The following is a 23,509-nucleotide window of genomic DNA, read 5'->3' on the forward strand; positions in this document are numbered from 1 at the left end:
TGTTGAGAAAAATTATTGTAGGTTCTAGGAGAAGTAAATTAGCGCTAACGCAAACAAATTGGTTCATTAATGAATTAAAAGCGGCTGGTGCACCATTCGAATTTGAAGTAAAAGAGATTGTAACAAAAGGTGACCAAATTTTAGATGTACAGCTTTCAAAAGTAGGTGGGAAAGGGTTGTTTGTAAAAGAAATTGAACAAGCCCTTTACGATAAAGAAATTGACTTTGCTGTTCATTCTATGAAAGATATGCCTGCTGTATTGCCAGATGGGCTAGTGATTGGTTGTATTCCACCACGTGAAGATGCTCGTGATGCATTTATTTCGAAAGGGCATGTTAAATTTGCTGACCTTCCTGCGGGAGCAATTGTTGGGACAAGTTCTTTACGTCGTAGTGCTCAGCTTTTAACAGTACGTCCTGATATCGAAATTAAATGGATTCGTGGAAATGTTGATACACGCTTAGCTAAGCTTGAAACAGAAGAATATGATGCCATTATTTTAGCAGCGGCTGGTTTGAAACGCCTTGGGTGGAGTGATGATGTAGTCACTGAGCTTTTACCTGTCGAACAATGTCTACCAGCTGTAGCGCAAGGCTCTCTTGGCATTGAATGTCGTGCCGATGATGCGGAGCTTTTAGCCGAATTAGGTAAGTTGACTGATTCATTCACTTGGCAAGAAGCACATGCAGAACGTGCATTTTTAGCGGCAATGGATGGTGGTTGTCAAGTTCCGATTGCTGGTTATGCCACTTCAAATGGGGAAGAAATTACATTAACAGGCCTTGTTGCTGCTCCAGATGCATCTGTTGTGTATAAGGAAACAGTAGTTGGCACAGATGCACAAAAAATTGGAGAAGAACTAGCTGCTAGTTTAACAAAACAAGGAGCTTTCGATTTAATTCAGCGTGTAAAGGCAGAGCAAGATGCCCAGTAATTTACCTCTAAAGGGTAAAACCATACTTTTAACAGGCACATCTAAGACAACAACCATTGTCGAAAATATAACAGCTTTAGGTGGACATGCCATCGTAGCCCCATTAATTGAAACTTGTGAACGATTAGATAGCAAGGATCCTGAACTATTGAACCGCGCTAAGCAATATGATTGGTTGATTTTTACTAGTCAAAATGCTGTAGAAGCTTTTGCTAGTAAAATGCTTCGACATCAATTTAATGCAAGTCATTTCAAAGGAAAAATAGCTTCCATTGGAACTAAAACAACAACAGCATTAGAAAATTTAGGATTTCAAGTGAGCTTTATGCCCTCCATATTTAGTGCTGATATTTTCGTTAAAGAATTTCCGAGTGTAGCGGGTAATCAACCTAGATGTCTGTTTATTCGAGGAGAAAAGGCGAAAAGTACGCTGAAGGATGGATTGCCTTTTGAATTAAAAGAATGGACAGTCTATGAAACGATAGAACGACATGATCAAACATCTGTTATTGTCAGTTGCATCCAGCAATATCAAAATGTTACAGTGATTTTTGCTAGTCCTTCAGCAGTTGACGTGTATGCAATGGAAGTTGTGCCACATATTGGCTGGGAAGCAGCTCACATTGCAGCCATCGGCCATATTACGGAAGCAGCTCTTGAACAATACGGTGCTACTGTGGATATTATGCCAAGCGTTTATACAATGCAAGCAGTCATCGAAGAAATTATGAAAGTAGGGGACAAATCATGACAAAACTACAATTTCAAAGACACCGTCGTTTGCGTGCCAATGCAACGATGAGATCAATGGTAAAAGAAACATACTTACATAAAGAGGACCTGATCTATCCTATTTTTGTAATAGAAGGCGAAAATATTAAAAATGAAGTACATTCAATGCCTGGCGTTTTTCAATTTTCATTAGATAAACTAGAGGCAGAGGTGGATGAGGTTGTAGCATTAGGTATTCCTGCAGTTATTTTATTTGGCTTGCCAGCTGAAAAGGATGCGGTTGGAACAGGTGCATTTCATGATCATGGCATTGTGCAAGAAGCGACTCGACTCATTAAAACACGTCATCCTGAGTTGTTAGTCATCGCGGATACATGCTTATGTGAATTTACGGACCATGGACATTGTGGCTTAATTGAGGGCGATCAAATTTTGAATGATCCTTCATTAGATGTTTTAGCCCGCACGGCAATATCACAAGCAAAAGCTGGCGCTGATATCATTGCTCCATCTAATATGATGGATGGCTTTGTAACGGCAATTCGCGCTGGTCTGGATGAAGCTGGTTTTGAACATATCCCGATTATGTCCTATGCAGTCAAATATGCTTCCAGTTACTATGGACCTTTCCGTGATGCTGCAGATGGTGCTCCGCAATTTGGTGATCGTAAATCCTACCAGATGGATCCATCAAATCGTCTAGAGGCATTCCGTGAAGCAGAGTCAGATATCGAAGAGGGCGCAGATTTCCTAATTGTCAAGCCTGCCCTTAGCTATTTAGATATTATTCGAGACATGAAAAATAACTATCCATTACCGCTTGTTGCGTATAACGTTTCAGGTGAATATGCAATGATTAAAGCGGCTGCTATAAATGGTTGGATTGAAGAGAAAAAAGTTGTGCTTGAAACATTATTAGGCATGAAACGTGCAGGCTCTGATTTAATTATTACGTATCATGCAAAAGATGCTGCACGTTGGTTGGAGGAGAAATAAATGACACGTTCTTACGAAAAATCAAAACAAGCCTATGCTGAAGCTGTTCAATTAATGCCGGGCGGTGTAAGTAGCCCAGTACGTGCGTTTAAATCAGTAAATATGGACCCGATTTTCATGGAATCTGGCCATGGGGCAATCATTAAAGACATTGATGGCAATGAATATATTGATTATGTATTGTCTTGGGGTCCGCTAATTTTAGGACATACGCATCCAGAGGTAGTGAAAGCAATTGCAGATACAGCTGCGAAGGGTTCTTCCTTCGGTGCTCCAAGCTATACAGAAAATCGCTTAGCTCAATTAGTATTAGACCGTTTACCAGGAATGGAAATGATTCGCTTTGTTTCTTCTGGAACAGAGGCTACTATGTCTGCATTACGTGTAGCACGTGGTGTGACAGGACGTGATAAGATCTTAAAGTTTGAAGGGTCTTATCATGGTCACGGTGACTCCTTATTGATTAAAGCTGGTTCTGGTGTTGCCACATTAGGCCTACCTGATAGCCCTGGCGTACCTGCAGATATCGCCCGCAATACGTTGACAGTTGCCTATAATGATTTAGAAGGGGCAAAAGTGATTTTTGAGAAATTTGGCACAGAGTTAGCTGCAGTAATTGTGGAGCCAGTAGCAGGAAATATGGGTGTTGTACCTCCACAACCAGGTTTCCTAGAAGGTTTGCGTGCACTTACTTCAGAGCACGGTGCATTATTAATCTTTGACGAAGTCATGACAGGTTTCCGCGTAGATTATGGCTGTGCACAAGGGTATTTTGGGGTAACGCCTGATATGACTACTTTAGGTAAAGTCATCGGAGGTGGTCTCCCTGTAGGCGCATTCGCTGGGAAAAAAGAAATTATGGAGCAAGTAGCACCAGCTGGACCAATTTATCAAGCAGGAACATTATCGGGGAATCCGTTAGCGATGACAGCTGGTTATGAAACGTTATCCCGTTTAGACCATGGTACGTATGATTACTTTAAAAAATTAGGGGATCAGCTTGAGGCTGGTTTCCGTGAAGCAGCAACTAAATATAATATCCCGCACACTGTTAATCGTGCAGGCTCTATGATTGGCTTCTTCTTCACGAATGAAGATGTCATTGATTTTGCTTCTGCTAAAACATCAGATTTACAATTATTCGCTGAATATTTCCGTCTAATGGCAGAGGAAGGTATTTTCTTACCTCCTTCTCAATTCGAGGGACTATTCATCTCAACAGCTCACACGGAAGAGCACATTGCGACAACAGTGGCAGCATTCCATAAAGTATTTGCGCAATTAGCGCAATAAAATTTGATAGAGCATGCTAGAATTATTTCTAGCATGCTCTTCTGCTGTTGAAAAACAAAACCATCACTAGAATTTTTGCGAAAGGTGAAAATGGTTTCCGTTGTAGGCTACTTGCTTTCCTGTGGCTCACCTCTTTAGCTATCCCACGGGATTCAAGCACCTTCCACTTCACCCCATAAAAATGATTCTTAATAGCAAGGTTTTCAAATAAAGTAAAAGTGTTCACTACTCATTTTATGTAGAGGTGTTGTCACTCACGAACGCCCCCCTGGAAAGGATGCTAGCGGAACGGAATAAACCCTCGCTTTGTAAAATTGCTTTATATCCCATTGACATTACCTTTTTTAATGGATTAAGCAGAAGGCATTATAGTGCTTGAGGAATACATGAGTAAAAAGGAACAATAGCATATATTTACTAGTAAGTACGCTCAACTATACTGGATGAAGGACCTGCTTTTGTCAAAATTACATCTTTCAGCATAGCCAAATTGTGGGCGATATCGTTTATAATATAGCTATTCATAAAAGAAAGTAGTGAATTGATATGGCAACAGGCACACACACGGTCGAAGTACCCGTAGGGATTGAACATGTATGGGATTTCGTTAGTGATATGGAAAAATGGGCAAAGCTTGTCCCTGGTTATAATGCACATGAAATGATTGATGAGAAACACTCCACTTGGACTTTTAAAGGCAATGTTGGCGTTTTGAAAAAAACAGTTGAAGTAGAAATTACAATCTTAGAATGGATAGCACCATCAAAAGTTACATTTGAATTAAAGGGGCTTTCTGATAACTTCACAGGAAATGGCTATTTCCTCGCAGAAAGTATCGACGCTGAAAATACTAAAATGACAGGATTCTTAGAAGTCATTGCAGGCGGGTTAGCTGGCCCTGTTCTCAATCCGATTTTTAAACCGATCGTACCAAAGGCAACACAAATGCTAACAGATCGTGTAGCTAATAAAATTAAATTAGTAAATGTTTAATGATACGAACATCCATGGGAATGGCATGCTAGACTATTACTTCTAGCATGCCATTTTTTTAGTAGTATCTATTTTTAACTCTGTTCAAATGGCAACATCCTAGCATACTATCCTTCAAATCGTCATATGATGCAAAGGGAGGGATTATTATCGAACACAAAACTTGGAATATGCGCGAAACATTTTGTTTTCCTGGATATGGCTGCCCAACTGAAATAGCAGCTGTTCAAATTAAGCCACAGTGGCAGGCAATGCAGTTAGAGGATTCTTTGCGACTTATGGGCATCTATCATATCACCGCACACGTTCGCTTTGATTTTCAAGATATGCAAGCATTTGCGGAAAATGAAGATTTAATTACAATTGATGCCCTTGATATTCAAGGAGATACTGGTTATTTTGAGTATGCCGTTCCTTTACATGTGGATTTACCAAAAGAATCAGATGTCAAAGATTTAATGGTCAAGGATATTCGCCCTAGTCTAACAAATCAGATGTGTCAGCTTGAGTGGACAGTCACAAGCGCTTTCAATGAATATGAACCTGTTGTTGAAAAAGATGTGTTAGACAATCCGCACCTATCAACACATGCTTTCGAACAAGAGGAGACATTGGCTGCAATTGAAGAAAGTGTTCAAGTGAAACAACCTGCCGCAGTAGCAGCAGCTTCACGCCAAGAGAATTCTACAACAGTTGACCAAAAAGCTGTATTAAGAGAATCCTCAAGCCATATTGTTGTACGCGAATCCAGTACTTGGCATGAAGTGCCTTCTATGATTTGGGATCTAACAGAAGAATATACACCGCTTAAAGTTCGTGTTTCAAATGATGTCTTTCAAAAGTAAATAGCAGAGAAGTAGCAGGAGTAATAAGAAGACTAAATCACCTGATGTTGGCACAATAATGACACGGATAAACTGAAAAGCACAAATCGGCACGATGATGGTTCTGCAATAAAAACGAACTTGTCGTAGCCAAGGTGGTAAAAGCCAAGGGTTATACTTGCGTCGTCGCATTTGAATTGTCACTTCCTTTTCTATTTACTTTCCTCTTACTAAAAGATGACTAAATCACTTGAAAAATGACACGATCCTGCGGTACAATAAGGAAAATCAAATACAGATGCTATGATAGGGAAGAGTAAATTTTGACTACATTTTCAGAGAGGAAACGGTAGCTGAGAAGTTTCTATTTGTACGAAATTGAAGGTAGCCCTTGAGCAGCTTTAGTGAACTAATAGTAGTTAAAGCCGGTTAAACACCGTTACCGAATTGAGAGCCAGTAGAATAGGCTGAGAAAATATGTTTTTTAACATTTATCTTAACCCTGCTGGAATTAAAGGTGGTACCGCGAACTAAAACTCCTTCGTCCTTTTAGACGAGAGGAGTTTTTTTATTGGGTAAAAAAATAAATAGTATTTCTTTACCAACAGTTTTCAAACAATAGGAGGAGTCAATATGACAGAAAACATTTCAATGCCAACTAAATATGACCCACAGTCCATTGAAGCTGGTCGCTATGAATGGTGGTTACAAGGGAAGTTTTTCGAGGCACAGCCTGAAAGTGGGAAAAAGCCCTATTCAATCGTTATTCCACCACCGAACGTAACAGGTAAATTACACCTTGGTCATGCTTGGGATACAACATTACAAGATATTCTCATTCGTATGAAACGCATGCAAGGCTATGATGCCCTATGGTTGCCAGGTATGGACCATGCTGGTATAGCAACACAGGCAAAAGTAGAAGCCAAGCTGCGTGAGGATAATATTACACGTTATGATTTAGGACGTGAAAAATTCCTCGAAAAAACATGGGAATGGAAAGAAGAGTATGCTGGACATATTCGTGATCAATGGGCAAAGCTTGGTCTTGGATTAGATTATACACGTGAACGTTTCACATTAGACAAAGGTCTTTCAGATGCGGTAAAAACAGTTTTTGTTCAGTTATATGAAAAAGGTTTAATTTATCGTGGTGAACGTATTATCAACTGGGACCCAGCAGCAAAAACAGCATTATCTGATATCGAGGTAATTTATCAGGATGTGCAAGGTGCCTTCTATCATATGAAATATCCATTAGCTGATGGCTCTGGCTATGTAGAAGTTGCTACAACACGTCCCGAAACAATGCTTGGTGACTCTGGGGTAGCTGTTCACCCGAACGATGAGCGTTATCAGCACTTAATTGGTAAAAACGTTATTTTACCGATTGTAGGTCGCGAAATTCCAATTGTTGCTGATGAGTACGTTGATATGGAATTTGGTACTGGGGTTGTAAAAATGACACCAGCCCATGATCCGAACGACTTTGAAGTTGGTAATCGTCATAATCTAGAGCGCATTCTAGTAATGAATGAAGACGGCACAATGAATGATCTTGCTGGCAAATATAAAGGAATGGATCGCTTCGAATGCCGCAAGCAAATTGTTGCTGATTTACAAGAAGCAGGTGTGTTAATTCGCATTGAAGAGCATATGCATTCAGTAGGACACTCTGAACGTTCTGGTGCTGTTGTTGAGCCATATCTTTCAGCACAATGGTTCGTTAAAATGCAACCACTTGCTGATGCTTCCCTAGAGCTGCAAAAGGACGAAGAAGGGAAAGTAAACTTTGTTCCCGCTCGTTTTGAAAACACATATTCCCGCTGGATGGAGAATATACGCGATTGGTGTATTTCTCGTCAATTATGGTGGGGCCATCAAATCCCAGCCTGGTACCATAATGAAACAGGCGAAATATACGTAGGTAAAGAAGCCCCAGCAGATGCAGAAAACTGGACGCAAGATGAAGATGTACTAGATACATGGTTCTCTTCAGCACTATGGCCGTTTTCTACTATGGGTTGGCCAGATGAAGCAAATGAAGAATATAAACGTTACTATCCAACAAATACATTAGTAACAGGCTATGATATTATTTTCTTCTGGGTTTCTCGAATGATTTTCCAAGGCCTTGAGTTTACAGATCAACGTCCATTTAAAGATGTGCTAATTCATGGTTTAGTACGTGATGGTGAAGGGCGTAAAATGAGTAAATCACTTGGCAATGGTGTTGATCCGATGGATGTCATTGAACAATACGGTGCAGATTCATTACGCTACTTCTTAGCTACTGGTTCATCACCTGGTCAAGATTTACGCTATACAACTGAAAAAGTTGAAGCAGTATGGAACTTTGCCAATAAGATTTGGAATGCATCACGTTTTGCGCTTATGAATATGGATGGTATGACATATGATGAGATCGATTTAACTGGTGAAAAATCTGTAGCTGACAAATGGATTTTAACGCGCTTAAATGAAACGATTGAACGTGTAACCTCTCTTGCAGAGCGTTATGAATTCGGCGAAGTTGGCCGTGAATTATACAATTTCATTTGGGATGATTTCTGTTCTTGGTATATTGAAATGGCAAAATTACCACTTTACGGTGAAGATGAAGCAGCTAAAAAGACAACTCGATCTATTTTAGCTTACGTACTAGATCAAACAATGCGTCTTTTACATCCATTTATGCCTTTCATTACAGAAGAAATCTGGCAGCACTTACCACACGAAGGTGAATCTATTACAGTGGCAGCATGGCCAACAGTACGCACAGATCTTCATTTTGCTGATGAAGCAGATAATATGAAGCTCCTAATGGATATTATACGTTCAGTACGTAATATTCGTGCGGAAGTAAATACACCGATGAGCAAAAAAGTACCGTTGTTTATTTCAGCGAAAGATGCAGCAACAGCAGCTGTACTTAAAGATAATCAAGCATATCTAGAAAAATTCTGTAATCCTGACACTTTAACAATTGGTGAAGGTTTAGAGGCCCCAGGACAATCAATGACCGCTGTTGTGACAGGAGCACAGGTATTCCTGCCTCTTGTTGGACTGATCAATCTTGAGGAAGAAATTGCCCGTCTTGAAAAAGAATTAGAGAAATGGGCAAAAGAAGTAAAGCTTGTTACAGGTAAATTATCGAATGAGAAGTTTGTATCGAAAGCACCGGAAGCGTTAGTCAACGCAGAACGTGAGAAATTAGCAGATTACGAAAGCAAGCATGCAGTTGTGTTAAAACGTTTAGAAGAATTAAAAAATATGTAAAGACGAAGCAATGGATGACGAAAAAGTCATCCATTGCTTTTTTTATGTAGAGCTAAAGATATACATTGAATTAGGAAAAAATATATAGTATTATTTTAAATAAATTGGTCTAATAGATGATGTGCAGCGCTGAACTAATAGGAAACAAAACCTAATTTCATGTTATTTAGCCGTGAAAAACCAAATCTAAATAGATGGTTTTTTAGATAGACAGTCTTTATTAGTAAAGAAAATAAGAGCCAATGGAGGTGTTGAGAATGTCAGGAAATATTGCAACCATTATTACAAAAGTCAACAAAGCATGTGATGAATTAGACTTTGTAAGCGCGAGAGTATTGATCGAAACGAATCTCTTAAAATTATCCGAAGCAAAGTATTATCGTTTATTGAATACAAGTGGCCGTGTCCTGATTAAGCACATATTAGCAAATAGTAATCCCCAACAGGATAGCACTAAATTATCACGAACAGATTTATTAACGATCCAAAAAATTAATGAATATTGCTCAGATTTTGATATATCGATGCTAAAAAGAACGTTAAAAAATGCTTTTGACTTAGTGCAACGCCCAGATGTTCATCCATTATTAAATAGTGATGCAAAAACCATTTTAAATAATATGGGTGCTTTATTAGGTGCTCACAAAGTACACTAAAATAATATTAATACGAACACGCAGTTGCTAGCTGCGTGTTTTTTGTATTTTGTCATTTTGCTATGTTATTAAACGTTACTTGTACTAAAATAAAGATATTGCAGTAAGAAGGAGTGTTTCTTTTGTTTAACACAATGAACGAATGTACAAAATTTATTTTTACATTAAAAGCAGTTGATCATAAACGTGCGCCACTTGTCCTTATGCGAGAAGTACTAGGGCATTTAGATGAACCTCACAACAAGCTAAGAGTAATCCATGTAGCAGGTTCAAATGGTAAAGGTTCTACGGTGAACGCATTAAGAGAAATGCTTCAACATGCAGGCTACACTGTAGGGGCATTTACGTCTCCACATTTAGAGCGAGTTAATGAACGTATGACCATTAACGGCCACCAAATTTCGGATGAGCAATTTCTCTACTATTTCAATAAACTTGCGAAAATTATAGAAGAAAAATACAATGGTGAATTTCCAAGCTTTTTTGAGGTAGTTACACTCATTATGTTTCAGTATTTTGCACATGAAGGTGTAGATATAGCGCTTATTGAGACAGGGCTTGGAGGGCGTTTGGATGCGACAAATGTCGTAACACCGCTTTTAGCTATTATTACAACGATCTCGTTAGAGCATACAGCCTTTTTAGGCGACACTTTCGCAAAGGTTGCCGCAGAAAAAGCTGGCATCATCAAGGAAGGCATACCAGTTGTTGTAGGTGTTCATAATGAGGAGGCATTGGCTGTCATTAAAGCCACGGCAGAGGAACGACATGCGACGTGCTATGTTTTAGGTCAAGACTTCATGGTGACAAATAGTTGGCAAAGTACTGACTATCAGCATTTTACATATGAAAAGGACCCTGTCTTGATGAAGGATGTACCATTAAAAATGGCTGGTCAACATCAAATAAATAATGCAAGTTTGGCCATCACAGCCATACTAACATTACGTGAGCAGGGGGCAATTGTCATTACTGATGATTCTATTTGTCAAGGTCTACAATGTGCGCAATGGGCAGGCCGCTTTGAGCAATGGCCGAATCAAATTGTGCTAGATGGTGCTCATAATTCAGAGGGGACAGCTGCTCTGATCCAAACACTAAAAAATGTCTATCCAAGAAACAATTATCACTTTATTTACGCGGCATTAGCAGATAAGGATCATGCTAACAGCATAGAACTAATGGATGCTGTTGCCACCTCGATCACTTTTACACAAATAGATCTACCGAATGCAATGCCTGCTGAAAGCTTAGCGATGTTGTCGACTCATGCAAATAAAACGGTTCATACAGAATGGCTAAAAAGCCTTCAAACAGTATTACAAGAACGCCAAAAAGAGGATATTGTTGTCATTACAGGCTCATTATACTTTATAGCACAAGCTCGACAGTGGCTACAGGAGGAAGGACGATGATCCCAAACTTTGATCATTATAAAGAGAAATGGCAGGTTAAAAGTGAGGATATCATTAAACCAGGTCTTACAGCGATTGAAGAGGCTTTATCATATTTAGGTAATCCTGAGCAAACTTTGCGTGTTGTCCACTTAGCGGGCACAAATGGCAAAGGCTCTACGTTAACATTTCTAGAGGCAATTGCACAAGAACATGGCTTACGCGTGGGCAAATTTATGTCACCATGTATCGTTGATGTTCATGACCAAATTCAAATAGCTGGTCAACCTATAACAGAGGCTGAAATGGATCAAGTTTTCCAACAGATGCATGAGGCTGGGCTGAGTGGCAAACTAACCGATTTTGAATTGCTGACGGTGGTGGCATTTTTACATTTTGTCAATGGGCAGGTGGATATTGCGCTGATTGAAGCGGGAATGGGTGGTTTATTGGATAGTACAAATGTGGTAACACCTATTGTCTCTATTATCCCAAGTATTGCTTTAGAGCACACAAAGTTTTTAGGGGATACGCTTGAAAGCATTGCACACCATAAAGCAGGTATTATTAAACAACAACGTCCAGTTATTATTGGTGATTTGCCTGATGAGGCGAAGCGAGTTGTGGATGCAGTAGCCGTTCGAAAAAAAGCCACTCTATTTGCATTAGGTCAGCATTTTGCCATTAAGCAAACAACTGATGGAGAAAGCTATATGAATGACGTACAGCAGTTCCAAATTGCGAACCTGAATCGTTCTATGAAGGGGACACATCAGGGAAACAATATGGCTCTCGCCATTACAGCATTTTTTGAAGTGGCGTCAGAATTAGACGTGTCTATTGATCAAACAGCTATTCGTCAAGCTGTGCAAAAGGCCTCTATTTTGGGACGCTTTGAAGAAATAAAGCCTTTCGTTATATTGGATGGTGCGCATAATCCTGCAAGTGCTGAAAAATTAATAGAAACGATTCAGTGTGAATATCCAAATGAGCAGATAACATTTGTCGTTGGCATACTAGCAGATAAAGATGTTGAGCAGATTCTCGGAATTCTAGAGCAGGTGAGTGATGACTTTTACTTCGTCGATTTTGCTAATTCACGAGCAATGCCAGCCCATCAAATGGTCAAACTTTCTCATGCAACAGCGAAAACAACCTTGCTTGACTATGCATCCTTTATACAGGCACAATCACATAGACAGCAGAGAACCATTGTAGCAGGCTCGTTATATTTATTAACAGAGGTTCGTCATAGATTAAAACAATGAAATAACTAGGGCTCTTGATAGGGAGTCCTAGTTTTTTTATGGCTGCAAATTTAGATTGCAATGAGTTCCGTATCAAAAAATAATAAATTCGCATTTACCCTTTGGAATGTACATATAATATCATATGATGTTGGCATAGATAGGTGGAAGGATGAGGTGATAGTTGAATGAAAATTGTAAGTCATGTGATGAAAAAACAAATATTTCGAGCAATGATTATTGGTGGATTTGTTGGTCTATTAGGTGTAGCAATTTTTCTGGGCGTTTTACAAGCCAGCACACAGTTACCTTTAAAGAAAAATGGTAGTGAAGTGGCAAATAATCAATCACAAACAGAAACGATTCCAACTGCCGGGGAGACAACCAATACATCTAATGCATCGATGTTTTATGCAAGCCAAGCTGGCGTGTATTCAAACTTTGAGAGCGCAAGTTCATTTGTTGCTGAGTATCCTGCCTTAAAAGAGAGCGCGATCGTTCAAGTTGATGACAAGTTTTATGTGTGGACAAGCATGGTGACGGAGGAAAGTCAGCTAAAATTTTTACAGGACCCCGCAACCTTTAAAAAGGCATTTAGCGTCAGTGGTGAAAGCTGTAAAGAACCTACCTTGGCAGAACTACCAACTGCTTTAGCAGATAAAAATGCCGCAAAATTAAATTTTAAGGAAAATGGCAAGGACTCAACGCTACCTGAGGATTGGCAGTCCATTGGCGCAGCGGCCTCTACTATTTCCAACGATATCAACATCATTCGTCTGCATGTTTTTGCACATTACCAATCTAAAAATAGGTGTCTTCAAGTGAAGTTTTAACAATAAAAAATAATGAAATCTTCATTATCTTGTTTTTTTGAAAATTTTCAAATTGTGCATTCTTCTGTATCATAAGGATAAGGAGGAATGATCAGATAATGTTAAAAACAAATCATAAGCTTGTCCTTGCTTCTGCTTCCCCTAGGCGCAAGGAATTGCTTAACATGCTAGCACTCCCGTTTGAAGTCTTGACAAGTGAAGTGGAAGAAACAAGTGTACAAGCTCATACAATGCAGGATTATGTAAAAGGAGTAGCTTTATTGAAGACGCGTGATGTAGCCAAAAAAGCAGTTAATGCCACGATTATTGGTGCAGATACAATCGTTGTTTACAATCAAGAGCTACTACATAAACCTAAAACGCGTGAGGAAGCTATTTCTCACTTATTACGTTTGTCAAATAACAAACATAGTGTGATGACTGCGGTCGCTATAATCGAACCGAATGGAAAGGAAACGACCTTTGTGGAAGAGACTACAGTTGTTTTCCACCGTCTATCGCAGGAATTAATCGAAGCTTATGTAGATTCAGGAGATCCTTTTGATAAAGCGGGTGGTTATGGCATTCAAACGATTGGTACACTATTAGTTAAAAGAATTGAAGGAGATTATAACAATGTTGTAGGTTTACCACTTGCAACTTTGTTTTCGCAATTGGTGGATCTACAGATAGTCCAATTTGCGAAGGAGTGAATATTTTTGCTAGAAGACGCTTTACCAACTTTGATGATACGTGATGTCAATATAGAGGATCGTCCCCGTGAACGGCTATTACGACAAGGAGCTGAAAGTTTATCGAATCAAGAGCTACTCGCTATTTTATTGAGGACAGGCACAAAGGAAGAATCTGTGCTTGTTCTTGCAAATAGGGTGTTAAATGTTTTTGAACGACTCCATCATTTGAAACATGCAACCATCGAAGAAATGATGGCTATTAAAGGAATAGGCGAGGTGAAAGCCATTCAATTAATGGCTGCTGTTGAACTTGGTAGAAGACTGGCTCAAAAACATAATGATGAGAAATTCACAATACGTTCTCCACAAGATGCAGCAACTTACTTAATGCCTGATATGACCTCGCTTAATCAGGAGCATTTTGTAGTGCTTTTTTTAAATATAAAAAATCAAATTATTCATAAGCAAACGATTTTCATTGGCAGTTTAAATGCATCCATCGTTCATCCTAGAGAAATATTTCGAGAAGCTGTCAAAAGGTCTGCCGCTTCTATTATATGTGCCCACAACCATCCAAGTGGGGTGCCAACACCGAGCACGGAGGACATTGAAGTAACAAAGCGAATTGTTGAAGCAGGCTATATTATAGGGATAGAGTTAATTGATCACGTCATCATCGGCGACCATCAATATATTAGTTTAAAGGAAAAAGGATATTTTTAACTCTGCATACAATATGCAGAGTTTTTTATGATGAATCCATTTTGTTGTATAGAAGATTCTATTACTATAAATGACCTTAATTATAACCAGTCATAAAATTTTTGTATTTTTTTGTGGTATATTGGCGAACCTTTTTTCTTACATAACGTTAATGTATTCATAGAAAAGCAATTATCTTCACAAAAATTGGTAGCCTGATACACATTGTCTTATGGGAATAAAAATTATATGCTAATCTATACGTACTATTTTTAGTTTAAGAGGGAATTAAAATAGTATCTTTTCTGTGAGATGAAGTATGTGATACTACAAATTCTTGCGTTTTTCCGTTATAATGAACGGTATGAATTTTATCTTTATTCAGGGAGGACTCCCATCAAAATTGGTGGTGAGGTGAATGAGTGTGTAGTTTTTTCATAGGTGTAAACTACCAACTGACTGGAGATAAAAAAATTTGACAGGTGTTATGGACGTTGAAAGGAGTCAATTGTGTATTTACACAATTCAATTTCCTATACATTGTCGTCAAATATATTGGATGTCAACGAAAGTATGGCTTATATAGAAAGGGAGTACACAATTTGTTTGGACTAGGAAGCAAAGATGTCGGGATTGACCTCGGCACAGCGAATACATTAGTGTTTATTAAAGGAAAGGGAATAGTATTACGTGAACCTTCAGTTGTAGCAAAAAATACAAAAACAGGGGATATTGTTGCCGTTGGTAATGATGCGAAAAATATGATTGGTCGAACACCTGGCTCAATCGTAGCGATTCGTCCAATGAAAGATGGCGTTATTGCTGACTTCGATATTACAACAGCAATGATTGAGTATTATTTAAAAGAAGCATGTAAAAACTCTGGAGGCAACTGGAAAAAACCAAATGTTATGATTTGTGTACCTTATGGTATTACTTCAGTGGAGCAGCGTGCTGTTATTGATGCTGCACGACAAGCAGGTGCAAAAGAGGCGTTCACAATCGAAGAGCCATTTGCAGCAGCAATCGGTTCAAATCTTCCTGTATGGGATCCTACAGGGTCAATGGTTGTTGATATCGGTGGAGGTACAACAGAAGTTGCCGTTATTTCTTTAGGTGGTATTGTAACGAGTGAATCTGTACGTGTTGGTGGTGATGCAATGGATCAATCCATCATTTCGTATATCCGTAAAACGTATAATTTAACAATTGGTGAACGTACAGCGGAAGCCGTAAAAATGGAAATTGGTACGGCATTGGCAGAAGGACCAGAAGCACGAATGGATATTAGAGGACGTGACCTGTTAACAGGTTTACCGAAAACAATTGAAATTTCTTCACAGGAAATTTCTGAATCATTACGTGAAGCGGTTTCCTCTATTATTGACGGTGTTCGTAAAACATTAGAACAAACACCTCCAGAATTATCTGCTGATGTAATGGAGCGCGGTATTGTATTAACTGGTGGTGGGGCACTGCTAACAAACTTAGACAAAGTAATCAGCCAAGAGACAAATATGCCAGTATTCATTGCAGAAGATCCTTTAGACTGTGTAGCGATTGGTACAGGTAAGGCATTAGATCATATCGACTTAATTCGTCAACAACAAGTTAAAGGGTAAGGAGGTTTAGGCAATGCCACACTTTTTTTTCAATAAGAAAGTAATTTTGCTGCTCATAGGCATGGTTTTTCTTGTGGCATTGATTAGCTTCTCATTACGTGATCGGACGAATGCAACTTTACCAGAGCAAATTATTAAAGATACTGTCGGTTTCGCACAATCGCTTGTTGCGAAGCCGGCGAATTATATTAATGGTGTTTTTAATAGTATTGACTCCCTCTTAAACACGTACGAAGAAAATAAACGTTTAAAAGCACGCTTAGAAGATTTTGCAGTTGTACAAGCTGAGGCTACGGATTTAAAATCAGAGAATAACAAGCTTCGAGAGCTTTTGGATAAAACTGAGAGCTTAAAGGCATTTAATCCAATTCAAGCAACAGTGATTGCTAGAAATCCTGACCAGTGGGAAGAGAAAATTATTTTAGATAAAGGGTCTTCTCATGGAGTCAAAAAAAATATGGCAGTTATGACCGCGAAAGGGTTAGTGGGTAAAATTACCCTAGTTACACCTTTCACATCTGAGGTAGAGCTTTTAAATACAAATAATCCAAACTATCGTGTTTCCGCGATGGTGCTAGGAGAAAAAGAAGCATACGGTTTAATCGAGGGCTTTGATGAAGAACGTAATGAACTCATTATGAAGCGAATCGATTCTAGCATGAAGGTGAAAGAAGGCGAGCAAGTAGTTTCTTCAGGTCTTGGTGGTATTTTCCCTAAGGGAGTGCCGATAGGAGAAATTACGGAAGTTAGTACAGATGACTTTGGTTTAACGAAAATGGCGTATGTCAAACCATCTGCTGATTTTTCAATTTTAGAGCATGTTGTGATTGCCAAGCGAACATCCACAAGTATTGATGGATCAGATGGCAATGCAACGAATGAGGATTTATCGAATCCGCAAGAGGCAAGTGAAGAGGAGGCGGAGTGATGGTTCGATTTCTCATCCCCTCTGTAGCGGTTTTACTATTCCTGTTAGAACCAGAATTTGCTATGCTTTCCCCGATTGAAATTAAAGGGGAAGTCTATTTTCTGGTACCGCGTTTTTTAATCTTATACCTTATTTTTATATCCATCTATTACAGCCGTCAACGTGCGGTAATGTATGGACTTTTTTTTGGTGTCTTGTATGATGTGTTTTACATTGATATTATTGGATTATATTCAGTACTTTATCCACTTATATGTTTTTTGGCAGGGTCTATCGTGAAAGTTATACATCAGCACTTAGTTGTAACAACTACAATTTCAGTTGTACTAGTAGCGATTTTAGAATTTATTCTCTATCAATTCTTTTTCCTAATCGATTTTACAGCAATTCCTTTAGCGGATTTCTTACGTTCACGACTACTACCAACAATCATTGCGAATGCTTTATTTTTAATGATTCTTGGGTGGGCCTTCAAGTATCTAATTAATGCGCGTGTCTTACAGAGAGCACGTGAGGTTTCTTAACAAAGAACAACGTGAGGTGAGGCATTCATGAAAAAACAGTTAGTTAATATGAAGGGAACGAAGGACGGTTTTGTACTACGCCTAGACGACCAATGTGCGTATGGTGAACTAGTGGAAGAATTAAAGAATAAGGTTTTAGAGGGCGGTATCGATGGTAAAGTTGATGTACAATTATACTTAGGCTATCGATACTGTACTGAAGAACAATTAAATGAACTTATAAAAATTATAGAAGAAACAGAACAGCTTATTGTATCGAAGGTGCAAAGTGAAGTACTGACTGTCCACGAAAGCAACCAGAAGATGTTTGAAAGCCAACAAGATACATATATAGGAGTGGTCAGATCAGGACAAATTCTGCGTTCATCCGGGGATATTACCATCATAGGAAATGTCAATCCAAACGGTCGTGTTGAGGCTGGAGGTAATGTATATGTCCTAGGTAGACTTAAAGGGATTGCACATGCTGGTATGCAAGGCAATAAAGAAGCAATCATTGCAGCATCTCGATTTGAAGCCACGCATATCATGATTGCCGATCAAGTTCAGGTAATGTCAGATGAACATGTAAAAGCGATTAATCAAGTAGAAATGACTTGTGCATTTATTGGCTACGATGGACGCATTACGTACGATCAAATTCATGCCTTAAAAAATATTCGACCATTGTTAAATGTGTCTAAGGGAGGAAGCTAGTGTGGGAGAAGCGATCGTCATAACTTCAGGTAAAGGCGGTGTCGGTAAAACAACGACAACGGCTAACCTTGGGACTGCATTGGCTCTACAAGGTAAAAAAGTATGTTTAGTGGATACAGATATTGGCCTACGTAATTTAGATGTGATTTTAGGCCTTGAAAATCGTATTATTTATGACCTAGTCGATGTGGTGGAAGGACGCTGTAAAATTCATCAAGCATTGATTAAGGATAAACGCGTAGATGAGAAACTATTTTTATTACCTGCTGCTCAAACAACAGATAAAAATGCTGTTACCCCTGAGCAAATGAAGAGCTTAGTAGAGGAATTGAAAAGAGACTATGATTATGTATTAATCGATTGCCCAGCGGGAATTGAGCAAGGCTACCGTAACGCTGTTGCTGGTGCAGATCATGCGATTGTTGTCACAACACCTGAAATTTCTGCTGTTCGTGATGCAGATCGTATTATTGGTTTACTGGAGCAGGAAGAGATAACAGCACCTAAACTCATCATTAATCGTATTCGACAACATATGATGAAGAGCGGTGACACACTGGATGTCAATGAAATTACAACTCATTTATCTATTGATTTATTAGGCATTATTATAGACAGTGAAGGTGTCATTTCATCTTCTAATAAAGGTGAACCAATTGTAATGGACCCCTCAAATAAAGCGTCATTAGGCTATCGAAATATTGCCCGTCGTATTCTTGGTGAATCAGTGCCATTAATGGCTATACAAGATGAGCAAAGAGGGATGTTTTCAAAACTTAAAGCCCTTTTCTCAAAATAAATTAAAACCTTTTCGTGCAATTGTACGAGAAGGTTTTTTCTTGTGCATGTTTGGACATGCAATCACATATAGTGAGGAAAAAAGGATGAGGGCTTGTTTAAAAAATGGAAATGGTTTGTCACGATACTTCTTGTGGCGGCGATCATGCTTGTAATTCGTTTAGAGGACCAGGGTGTAGTGGATACACCTGTTCGGAAGCTTGTTACAACCTCTGCTGATTTAACGTATTTAAGTGAGCTCGGGCAAAGCTGGTTCGAAAAAGAAAAAGAGACCATCATGGTTTCTAGTGATGTAGGGCAAGCAGATCTTTTAACATTTGCGAATGCCCAAGTATTTAAAGAAGGCTATCTATTGCAGTATGATGTTGGCTTACCTATCTATGCTGGTCAAAATGGATTAGTCGTTTTTACTGGCCATACAAAGTACACAGGTAAGACCATGACCATCAGCTATGAAGATGGTACAACCGTTTCCTATGGTATGTTAGATAGTTTAGCTCAACTACCATACACATCTATTCAAGCAAATGATTTAATTGGCATGAAAGAAGCGGGTCAACTTTATGTGTCCATCGAAAAGGGAGATGCCCATTATGATTTAGAGCAAATTGTACAATGGCTTGAAACGACGGAGACCAATGAGGATTAAATTACATCTTCTGTGTATCCCTCTCGTATTTGTCATGATTTTTAGTGGCCAGTTAGCCTATTACGCGATCATTCTGTTTTCCTTACTGTGGCATGAGGCTGGTCACTTAGTTGCGGCAGTAATGTGTGGAGTGAAGGTGAAATCCTGCGTAATTACACCATACGGGGGAGAAATTCAATTTGAAAATCCAGCGGTTGTGCAAGCTTCGTCACTCCTATGGATTGCATTAGGAGGGCCAATCGCTACGATTATTGGGATTGGCCTCGCTTTTTTTATGCCTGATTTACTCGCTACTAAGCTTATAAATGTACAACTCGTGTTATTGGCTGTAAATATTGTACCCATCATACCGTTAGATGGTGGAAGGATATTGTTAGCCTGCCTATTTTTAAAATATCCAAGAGCTCACGTGATAGAGCTATATTATTGGTTATCATTCATCGTAGCTACTATACTATTACTTGTCACTTTCAAGTTCTTGCCACAATCTATTTTTTTAGCCATCATAAATTTATTCATTTGGTTGCAAGTGTTGAAAGAATGGCGTTATCGAAAATATCGAGTTGCTTTTGAAAAATATGTTATGAATAGATTGACTTGAAAAAATTCGTGTGGTAATATTTTAATGTTATTGTTTGTAGCACCCGTGCTACTACAACCGCTCTGTAAAGGTTTAAGTGTCTAGTAAGATCACCTTATGAAACAGGCGAGTCTGAGTCTAAGAGGAGGTGCAGTAAAATGTACGCAATTATTGAAACTGGTGGTAAACAAGTCAAAGTAGAAGCTGGTCAAGAAATCTATGTTGAAAAATTAGGCGTAGAAGCTGATGAGGTTGTAACTTTTGATAAAGTTTTATTCGTAGGTGGCGAAAACGTTAAAGTTGGCGCTCCATTCGTAGAAGGCGCTACTGTAACAGCTAAAGTTGTTAAAGAAGGCCGTGCGAAAAAAATCGTTGTTTTCAAATTGAAAGCTAAAAAGAACTACCGTCGTAAACAAGGTCACCGTCAACCTTACACAAAATTAGTTGTTGAAGCAATCAACGCTTAATTGTGAGGTATAGCGAATGATACAAGTTACGATTCATCACGATGAAAATAGACATGTGTCAGCATTCGAATTTTCAGGACATGCTGGTTATGATGAATCTGGTAAGGATTTAGTATGTGCAGGAGCATCAACTATAGCCATTGGTACAGTGAATGCTATTTATGCATTATTACAAATTCAGCCAGAAATCGAACAAGCTGCTGAAGGTGGAGGCTATCTCAAGGTAGATTTACCATCAGACATAGAGCCTGAAGTAGATGCAAAACTACAGTTAATTGTTCAAGTAATGACTGCCCAAGTGTATTCTATGGTGCAAAATTACGGACAATACATCCAAATCAACTACAACCAAGTAGGAGGTGGAACTCGATGAAATTATTATTAGCATTAGACCTTCAACTTTTTGCATCGAAAAAAGGGGTAGGTTCTACTAAAAACGGACGTGACTCTGAGTCTAAACGACTTGGTGCAAAACGTGCTGATGGCCAATTCGTAACAGGTGGTTCAATTCTTTACCGTCAACGCGGTACAAAAATTTACCCAGGTACAAACGTAGGTCGTGGTGGTGACGATACACTATTTGCTAAAGTTGACGGCGTTGTTAAATTTGAACGTTTAGGTCGCGATCGCAAACAAGTATCTGTTTATCCAACAACACAAGAAGCTTAATCTTTTATAAGATAACATAAAGCGGAGGACTGCATTTATTGCAGTCCTTTTTTTGGCTAAATTTCAAAAAAGCCATTGGACGCAATGACACCAAGGTATAATTGATTAAAGAATTAAGGGAAAAATACAGCAAAACTTGTTATACTAGTAAGGATAACTTTATTGGAGTGAATGGGATGAACAATCAATCACTAACCATTAGTGAAGTATTACGTTTTGCAAATCATGATTATGTGAATCAACTGCAACTGATTCGCATGAATTTAGATTTAGGTAGAATCGAGGAATCGAAAAAACTTATTCAACATTATTCAGAACAATTACGAGTATTTTCTATCCTCAATCGACTACAATTACCACAAACAATTGAATGGCTTCAAACAGCAGGATGGCGTTACCCATCATTAGCTTGGAAGCTAAGCGGTGAGATAAAAAAGCCTGTGACCAATGATATTGATCAGGAAGTTGTAGATTATTTAAACAAAACAGTTATGCATGTTTATGATACATTAGATCCATTTACAGAGCAGATCCTAACGCTTGATGTACGTGTTGACGATCATACATTTGCCGTGACATTCACGCTAAATGGGTTATGGAGTGCTGATGCATTCACCGAAAAAGGTTTGAAACAATTCGACATTCAAACAATTGAGCAGACAACTACACGCTGGCAATATGTCTTGAGTGCAAATAGGGAGTGAACTAAATGTTTGTCGATCACGTAAAGATTTATGTTAAAGGTGGCGATGGCGGAGACGGTATGGTAGCCTTTCGCCGTGAAAAATATGTACCAAATGGTGGTCCAGCTGGTGGAGATGGTGGAAACGGTGGTAACGTTGTATTTGAAGTAGAAGAGGGCTTACGAACATTAATGGATTTCCGCTATAAACGCCATTTTAAAGCACCTCGTGGCGAGCATGGGATGAGTAAAGGCATGCATGGTAAAAATGCGGAGGATTTAATTGTTAAAGTACCACCAGGCACAGTGGTTATGAATGAAGAAACAAATGCTGTTATTGCTGACTTAGTCGAGCATGGGCAAAGAGCAGTTATTGCGAAAGCAGGCAGAGGTGGACGAGGTAATTCTCGCTTTGCTACACCTGCCAACCCGGCGCCAGAACTTTCTGAAAAAGGTGAGCCAGGACAAGAATTAAATGTTATATTAGAGTTAAAAGTTTTAGCAGATGTAGGGTTAGTTGGTTTCCCAAGTGTTGGTAAATCAACACTTTTATCTGTTGTTTCCGCGGCTAAGCCAAAAATTGGTGCTTATCATTTCACAACAATTGTACCGAACTTAGGCATGATTGAAACGGATGACCATCGAAGCTTTGCAATGGCTGATTTACCAGGGCTTATTGAAGGAGCACATCAAGGAGTTGGACTAGGTCATCAATTTTTACGACATATCGAACGTACACGCGTTATCGTTCATGTCATTGATATGTCAGGGATGGAAGGCCGCGATCCATATGAAGATTATTTAACAATTAATGAAGAGCTAAAACAATATAATCTTCGTTTAACAGAGCGTCCACAAATTATCGTAGCCAATAAAATGGATATGCCAGATGCAGAAGAGAATTTACAAGCATTCCGTCAGAAGGTTGGAGAAGACGTTCAAATTTTCCCAATTTCTGCTGTTTCACGTCAAGGTTTAAAAGAGCTACTTTTTGCCATTGCCGATCTATTAGAAGTAACGCCTGAATTCCCACTATATGATGATCTAGAGGAGCAATCAGACGCAACCGTAATGTACAAGCATGAGGCAAAAGGTGAAGATTTCGAAATCACACGTGATGATGATGGTACATTTATTATTAGTGGTTATGCAATTGAGCGTTTATTTAAAATGACAGACTTTAGCCGTGAGGATGGTATACGTCGTTTTGCTCGTCAATTGCGTGCAATGGGTGTGGACGAGGCTCTGCGTGAGCGTGGAGCACAAGATGGCGATACAGTACGCCTACAAGAGTTTGAATTTGAATTTGTCGATTAAGACATGAGTTTTAGGGGGA

At 39.0% G+C, this 23,509-nt stretch carries 26 protein-coding genes and 2 other annotated features; of the genes, 25 read left to right on the plus strand and 1 reads right to left on the minus strand.

All coding sequences use genetic code 11. The features are described 5' to 3' along the window. The first annotated feature begins 2 nt into the window (after positions 1-2). From hemC to VK91_RS19165, 6 genes are all read left to right on the plus strand, one after another. On the plus strand, positions 3-935 hold the full coding sequence (hemC, locus tag VK91_RS19140; protein ID WP_048395131.1) for a hydroxymethylbilane synthase: 933 nt from the start codon (positions 3-5) through the stop codon (positions 933-935). Then, complete coding sequence (locus VK91_RS19145) at positions 925-1,686, plus strand: uroporphyrinogen-III synthase (protein ID WP_048395133.1); 762 nt, start codon at positions 925-927, stop codon at positions 1,684-1,686. The genes hemC and VK91_RS19145 overlap by 11 nt, the downstream gene beginning before the upstream one ends. Further along, a complete protein-coding gene (gene hemB, locus VK91_RS19150; RefSeq protein WP_048395134.1) occupies positions 1,683-2,663 on the plus strand; it encodes a porphobilinogen synthase in 981 nt (326 codons plus the stop codon). The genes VK91_RS19145 and hemB overlap by 4 nt, the downstream gene beginning before the upstream one ends. Further along, positions 2,664-3,956, plus strand: coding sequence for a glutamate-1-semialdehyde 2,1-aminomutase (gene hemL, locus VK91_RS19155; RefSeq protein WP_048395136.1), 1,293 nt, complete (start codon positions 2,664-2,666; stop codon positions 3,954-3,956). A 546-nt stretch (positions 3,957-4,502) separates the two neighbouring features. After that, positions 4,503-4,949: a CoxG family protein gene (locus VK91_RS19160; RefSeq protein WP_048395138.1), complete on the plus strand. Its 447-nt coding sequence runs from the start codon at positions 4,503-4,505 to the stop codon at positions 4,947-4,949. Between the two features lie 170 nt (positions 4,950-5,119). Continuing rightward, the gene (locus tag VK91_RS19165; protein ID WP_175400699.1) at positions 5,120-5,794 is read left to right on the plus strand and encodes a valyl-tRNA synthetase; all 675 of its coding nucleotides are present in this window, start codon (positions 5,120-5,122) and stop codon (positions 5,792-5,794) included. On the opposite strand, the gene VK91_RS22600 is transcribed toward VK91_RS19165, so the two are convergent. Then, the gene (locus tag VK91_RS22600) at positions 5,771-5,965 is read right to left on the minus strand and encodes a hypothetical protein (RefSeq protein WP_036124009.1); all 195 of its coding nucleotides are present in this window, start codon (positions 5,963-5,965) and stop codon (positions 5,771-5,773) included. The genes VK91_RS19165 and VK91_RS22600 overlap by 24 nt on opposite strands. Positions 5,966-6,067: 102 nt before the next feature. Further along, positions 6,068-6,325, plus strand: a binding site (T-box leader). 81 nt (positions 6,326-6,406) lie between these two features. Between VK91_RS22600 and VK91_RS19170 the strand changes: the two genes are divergently transcribed. The 19 genes from VK91_RS19170 (at position 6,407) to obgE (ending at position 23,490) form a co-directional block, all read left to right on the plus strand. Further along, entirely contained in the window at positions 6,407-9,052 is a 2,646-nt protein-coding gene (locus VK91_RS19170) for a valine--tRNA ligase (RefSeq protein ID WP_048395142.1), read from the plus strand. A gap of 257 nt (positions 9,053-9,309) precedes the next feature. Continuing rightward, a complete protein-coding gene (locus VK91_RS19175) occupies positions 9,310-9,708 on the plus strand; it encodes a hypothetical protein (RefSeq protein ID WP_048395144.1) in 399 nt (132 codons plus the stop codon). A gap of 134 nt (positions 9,709-9,842) precedes the next feature. Further along, a complete protein-coding gene (locus tag VK91_RS19180; RefSeq protein WP_197078740.1) occupies positions 9,843-11,123 on the plus strand; it encodes a folylpolyglutamate synthase/dihydrofolate synthase family protein in 1,281 nt (426 codons plus the stop codon). Then, positions 11,120-12,370, plus strand: a complete 1,251-nt coding sequence (locus VK91_RS19185; protein ID WP_048395147.1) for a folylpolyglutamate synthase/dihydrofolate synthase family protein — start codon at positions 11,120-11,122, stop codon at positions 12,368-12,370. Before VK91_RS19180 ends, VK91_RS19185 begins: the two co-directional genes overlap by 4 nt. Before the next feature lie 167 nt (positions 12,371-12,537). Continuing rightward, positions 12,538-13,182, plus strand: coding sequence for a hypothetical protein (locus tag VK91_RS19190; RefSeq protein WP_048395149.1), 645 nt, complete (start codon positions 12,538-12,540; stop codon positions 13,180-13,182). 98 nt (positions 13,183-13,280) lie between these two features. Next, a complete protein-coding gene (locus VK91_RS19195) occupies positions 13,281-13,874 on the plus strand; it encodes a nucleoside triphosphate pyrophosphatase (RefSeq protein WP_048395150.1) in 594 nt (197 codons plus the stop codon). A 33-nt stretch (positions 13,875-13,907) separates the two neighbouring features. Next, the gene (gene radC / locus VK91_RS19200; protein ID WP_175400705.1) at positions 13,908-14,579 is read left to right on the plus strand and encodes a DNA repair protein RadC; all 672 of its coding nucleotides are present in this window, start codon (positions 13,908-13,910) and stop codon (positions 14,577-14,579) included. 581 nt (positions 14,580-15,160) lie between these two features. Beyond that, positions 15,161-16,180, plus strand: a complete 1,020-nt coding sequence (locus VK91_RS19205) for a rod shape-determining protein (RefSeq protein ID WP_048395153.1) — start codon at positions 15,161-15,163, stop codon at positions 16,178-16,180. Between the two features lie 13 nt (positions 16,181-16,193). Further along, positions 16,194-17,108 carry a rod shape-determining protein MreC gene (gene mreC / locus VK91_RS19210; RefSeq protein WP_048395155.1) on the plus strand — a complete coding sequence of 305 codons (915 nt, stop codon included), beginning with the start codon at positions 16,194-16,196 and terminating at the stop codon, positions 17,106-17,108. Next, positions 17,108-17,632 carry a rod shape-determining protein MreD gene (mreD, locus tag VK91_RS19215; RefSeq protein WP_004226656.1) on the plus strand — a complete coding sequence of 175 codons (525 nt, stop codon included), beginning with the start codon at positions 17,108-17,110 and terminating at the stop codon, positions 17,630-17,632. The genes mreC and mreD overlap by 1 nt, the downstream gene beginning before the upstream one ends. Positions 17,633-17,659: 27 nt before the next feature. Then, entirely contained in the window at positions 17,660-18,328 is a 669-nt protein-coding gene (gene minC / locus VK91_RS19220; protein WP_004226657.1) for a septum site-determining protein MinC, read from the plus strand. Between the two features lies 1 nt (position 18,329). Beyond that, a complete protein-coding gene (gene minD, locus VK91_RS19225) occupies positions 18,330-19,127 on the plus strand; it encodes a septum site-determining protein MinD (protein ID WP_004226660.1) in 798 nt (265 codons plus the stop codon). 93 nt (positions 19,128-19,220) lie between these two features. Then, the gene (locus tag VK91_RS19230) at positions 19,221-19,775 is read left to right on the plus strand and encodes a peptidoglycan DD-metalloendopeptidase family protein (RefSeq protein ID WP_016991889.1); all 555 of its coding nucleotides are present in this window, start codon (positions 19,221-19,223) and stop codon (positions 19,773-19,775) included. Next, positions 19,765-20,376, plus strand: coding sequence for a stage IV sporulation protein FB (locus tag VK91_RS19235; protein WP_048395158.1), 612 nt, complete (start codon positions 19,765-19,767; stop codon positions 20,374-20,376). The genes VK91_RS19230 and VK91_RS19235 overlap by 11 nt, the downstream gene beginning before the upstream one ends. 45 nt (positions 20,377-20,421) lie before the next feature. Beyond that, positions 20,422-20,499: a sequence feature (ribosomal protein L21 leader region), on the plus strand. Positions 20,500-20,513: 14 nt separating this feature from the next. Next, the gene (gene rplU / locus VK91_RS19240; protein ID WP_004226667.1) at positions 20,514-20,822 is read left to right on the plus strand and encodes a 50S ribosomal protein L21; all 309 of its coding nucleotides are present in this window, start codon (positions 20,514-20,516) and stop codon (positions 20,820-20,822) included. A gap of 16 nt (positions 20,823-20,838) precedes the next feature. After that, positions 20,839-21,195 (plus strand): ribosomal-processing cysteine protease Prp, encoded by a 357-nt coding sequence (locus tag VK91_RS19245; protein WP_016991891.1) that lies wholly within the window; start codon positions 20,839-20,841, stop codon positions 21,193-21,195. After that, positions 21,192-21,491 (plus strand): 50S ribosomal protein L27, encoded by a 300-nt coding sequence (rpmA, locus tag VK91_RS19250; RefSeq protein WP_016991892.1) that lies wholly within the window; start codon positions 21,192-21,194, stop codon positions 21,489-21,491. Before VK91_RS19245 ends, rpmA begins: the two co-directional genes overlap by 4 nt. Before the next feature lie 176 nt (positions 21,492-21,667). Next, the gene (locus VK91_RS19255; protein ID WP_048395160.1) at positions 21,668-22,195 is read left to right on the plus strand and encodes a Spo0B domain-containing protein; all 528 of its coding nucleotides are present in this window, start codon (positions 21,668-21,670) and stop codon (positions 22,193-22,195) included. Between the two features lie 5 nt (positions 22,196-22,200). After that, positions 22,201-23,490 (plus strand): GTPase ObgE, encoded by a 1,290-nt coding sequence (gene obgE, locus VK91_RS19260; RefSeq protein WP_048395162.1) that lies wholly within the window; start codon positions 22,201-22,203, stop codon positions 23,488-23,490. Positions 23,491-23,509 lie beyond the last annotated feature (19 nt).

It is taken from the genome of Lysinibacillus sp. LK3, from assembly GCF_001043675.1.
Lineage (GTDB): Bacteria > Bacillota > Bacilli > Bacillales_A > Planococcaceae > Lysinibacillus > Lysinibacillus capsici.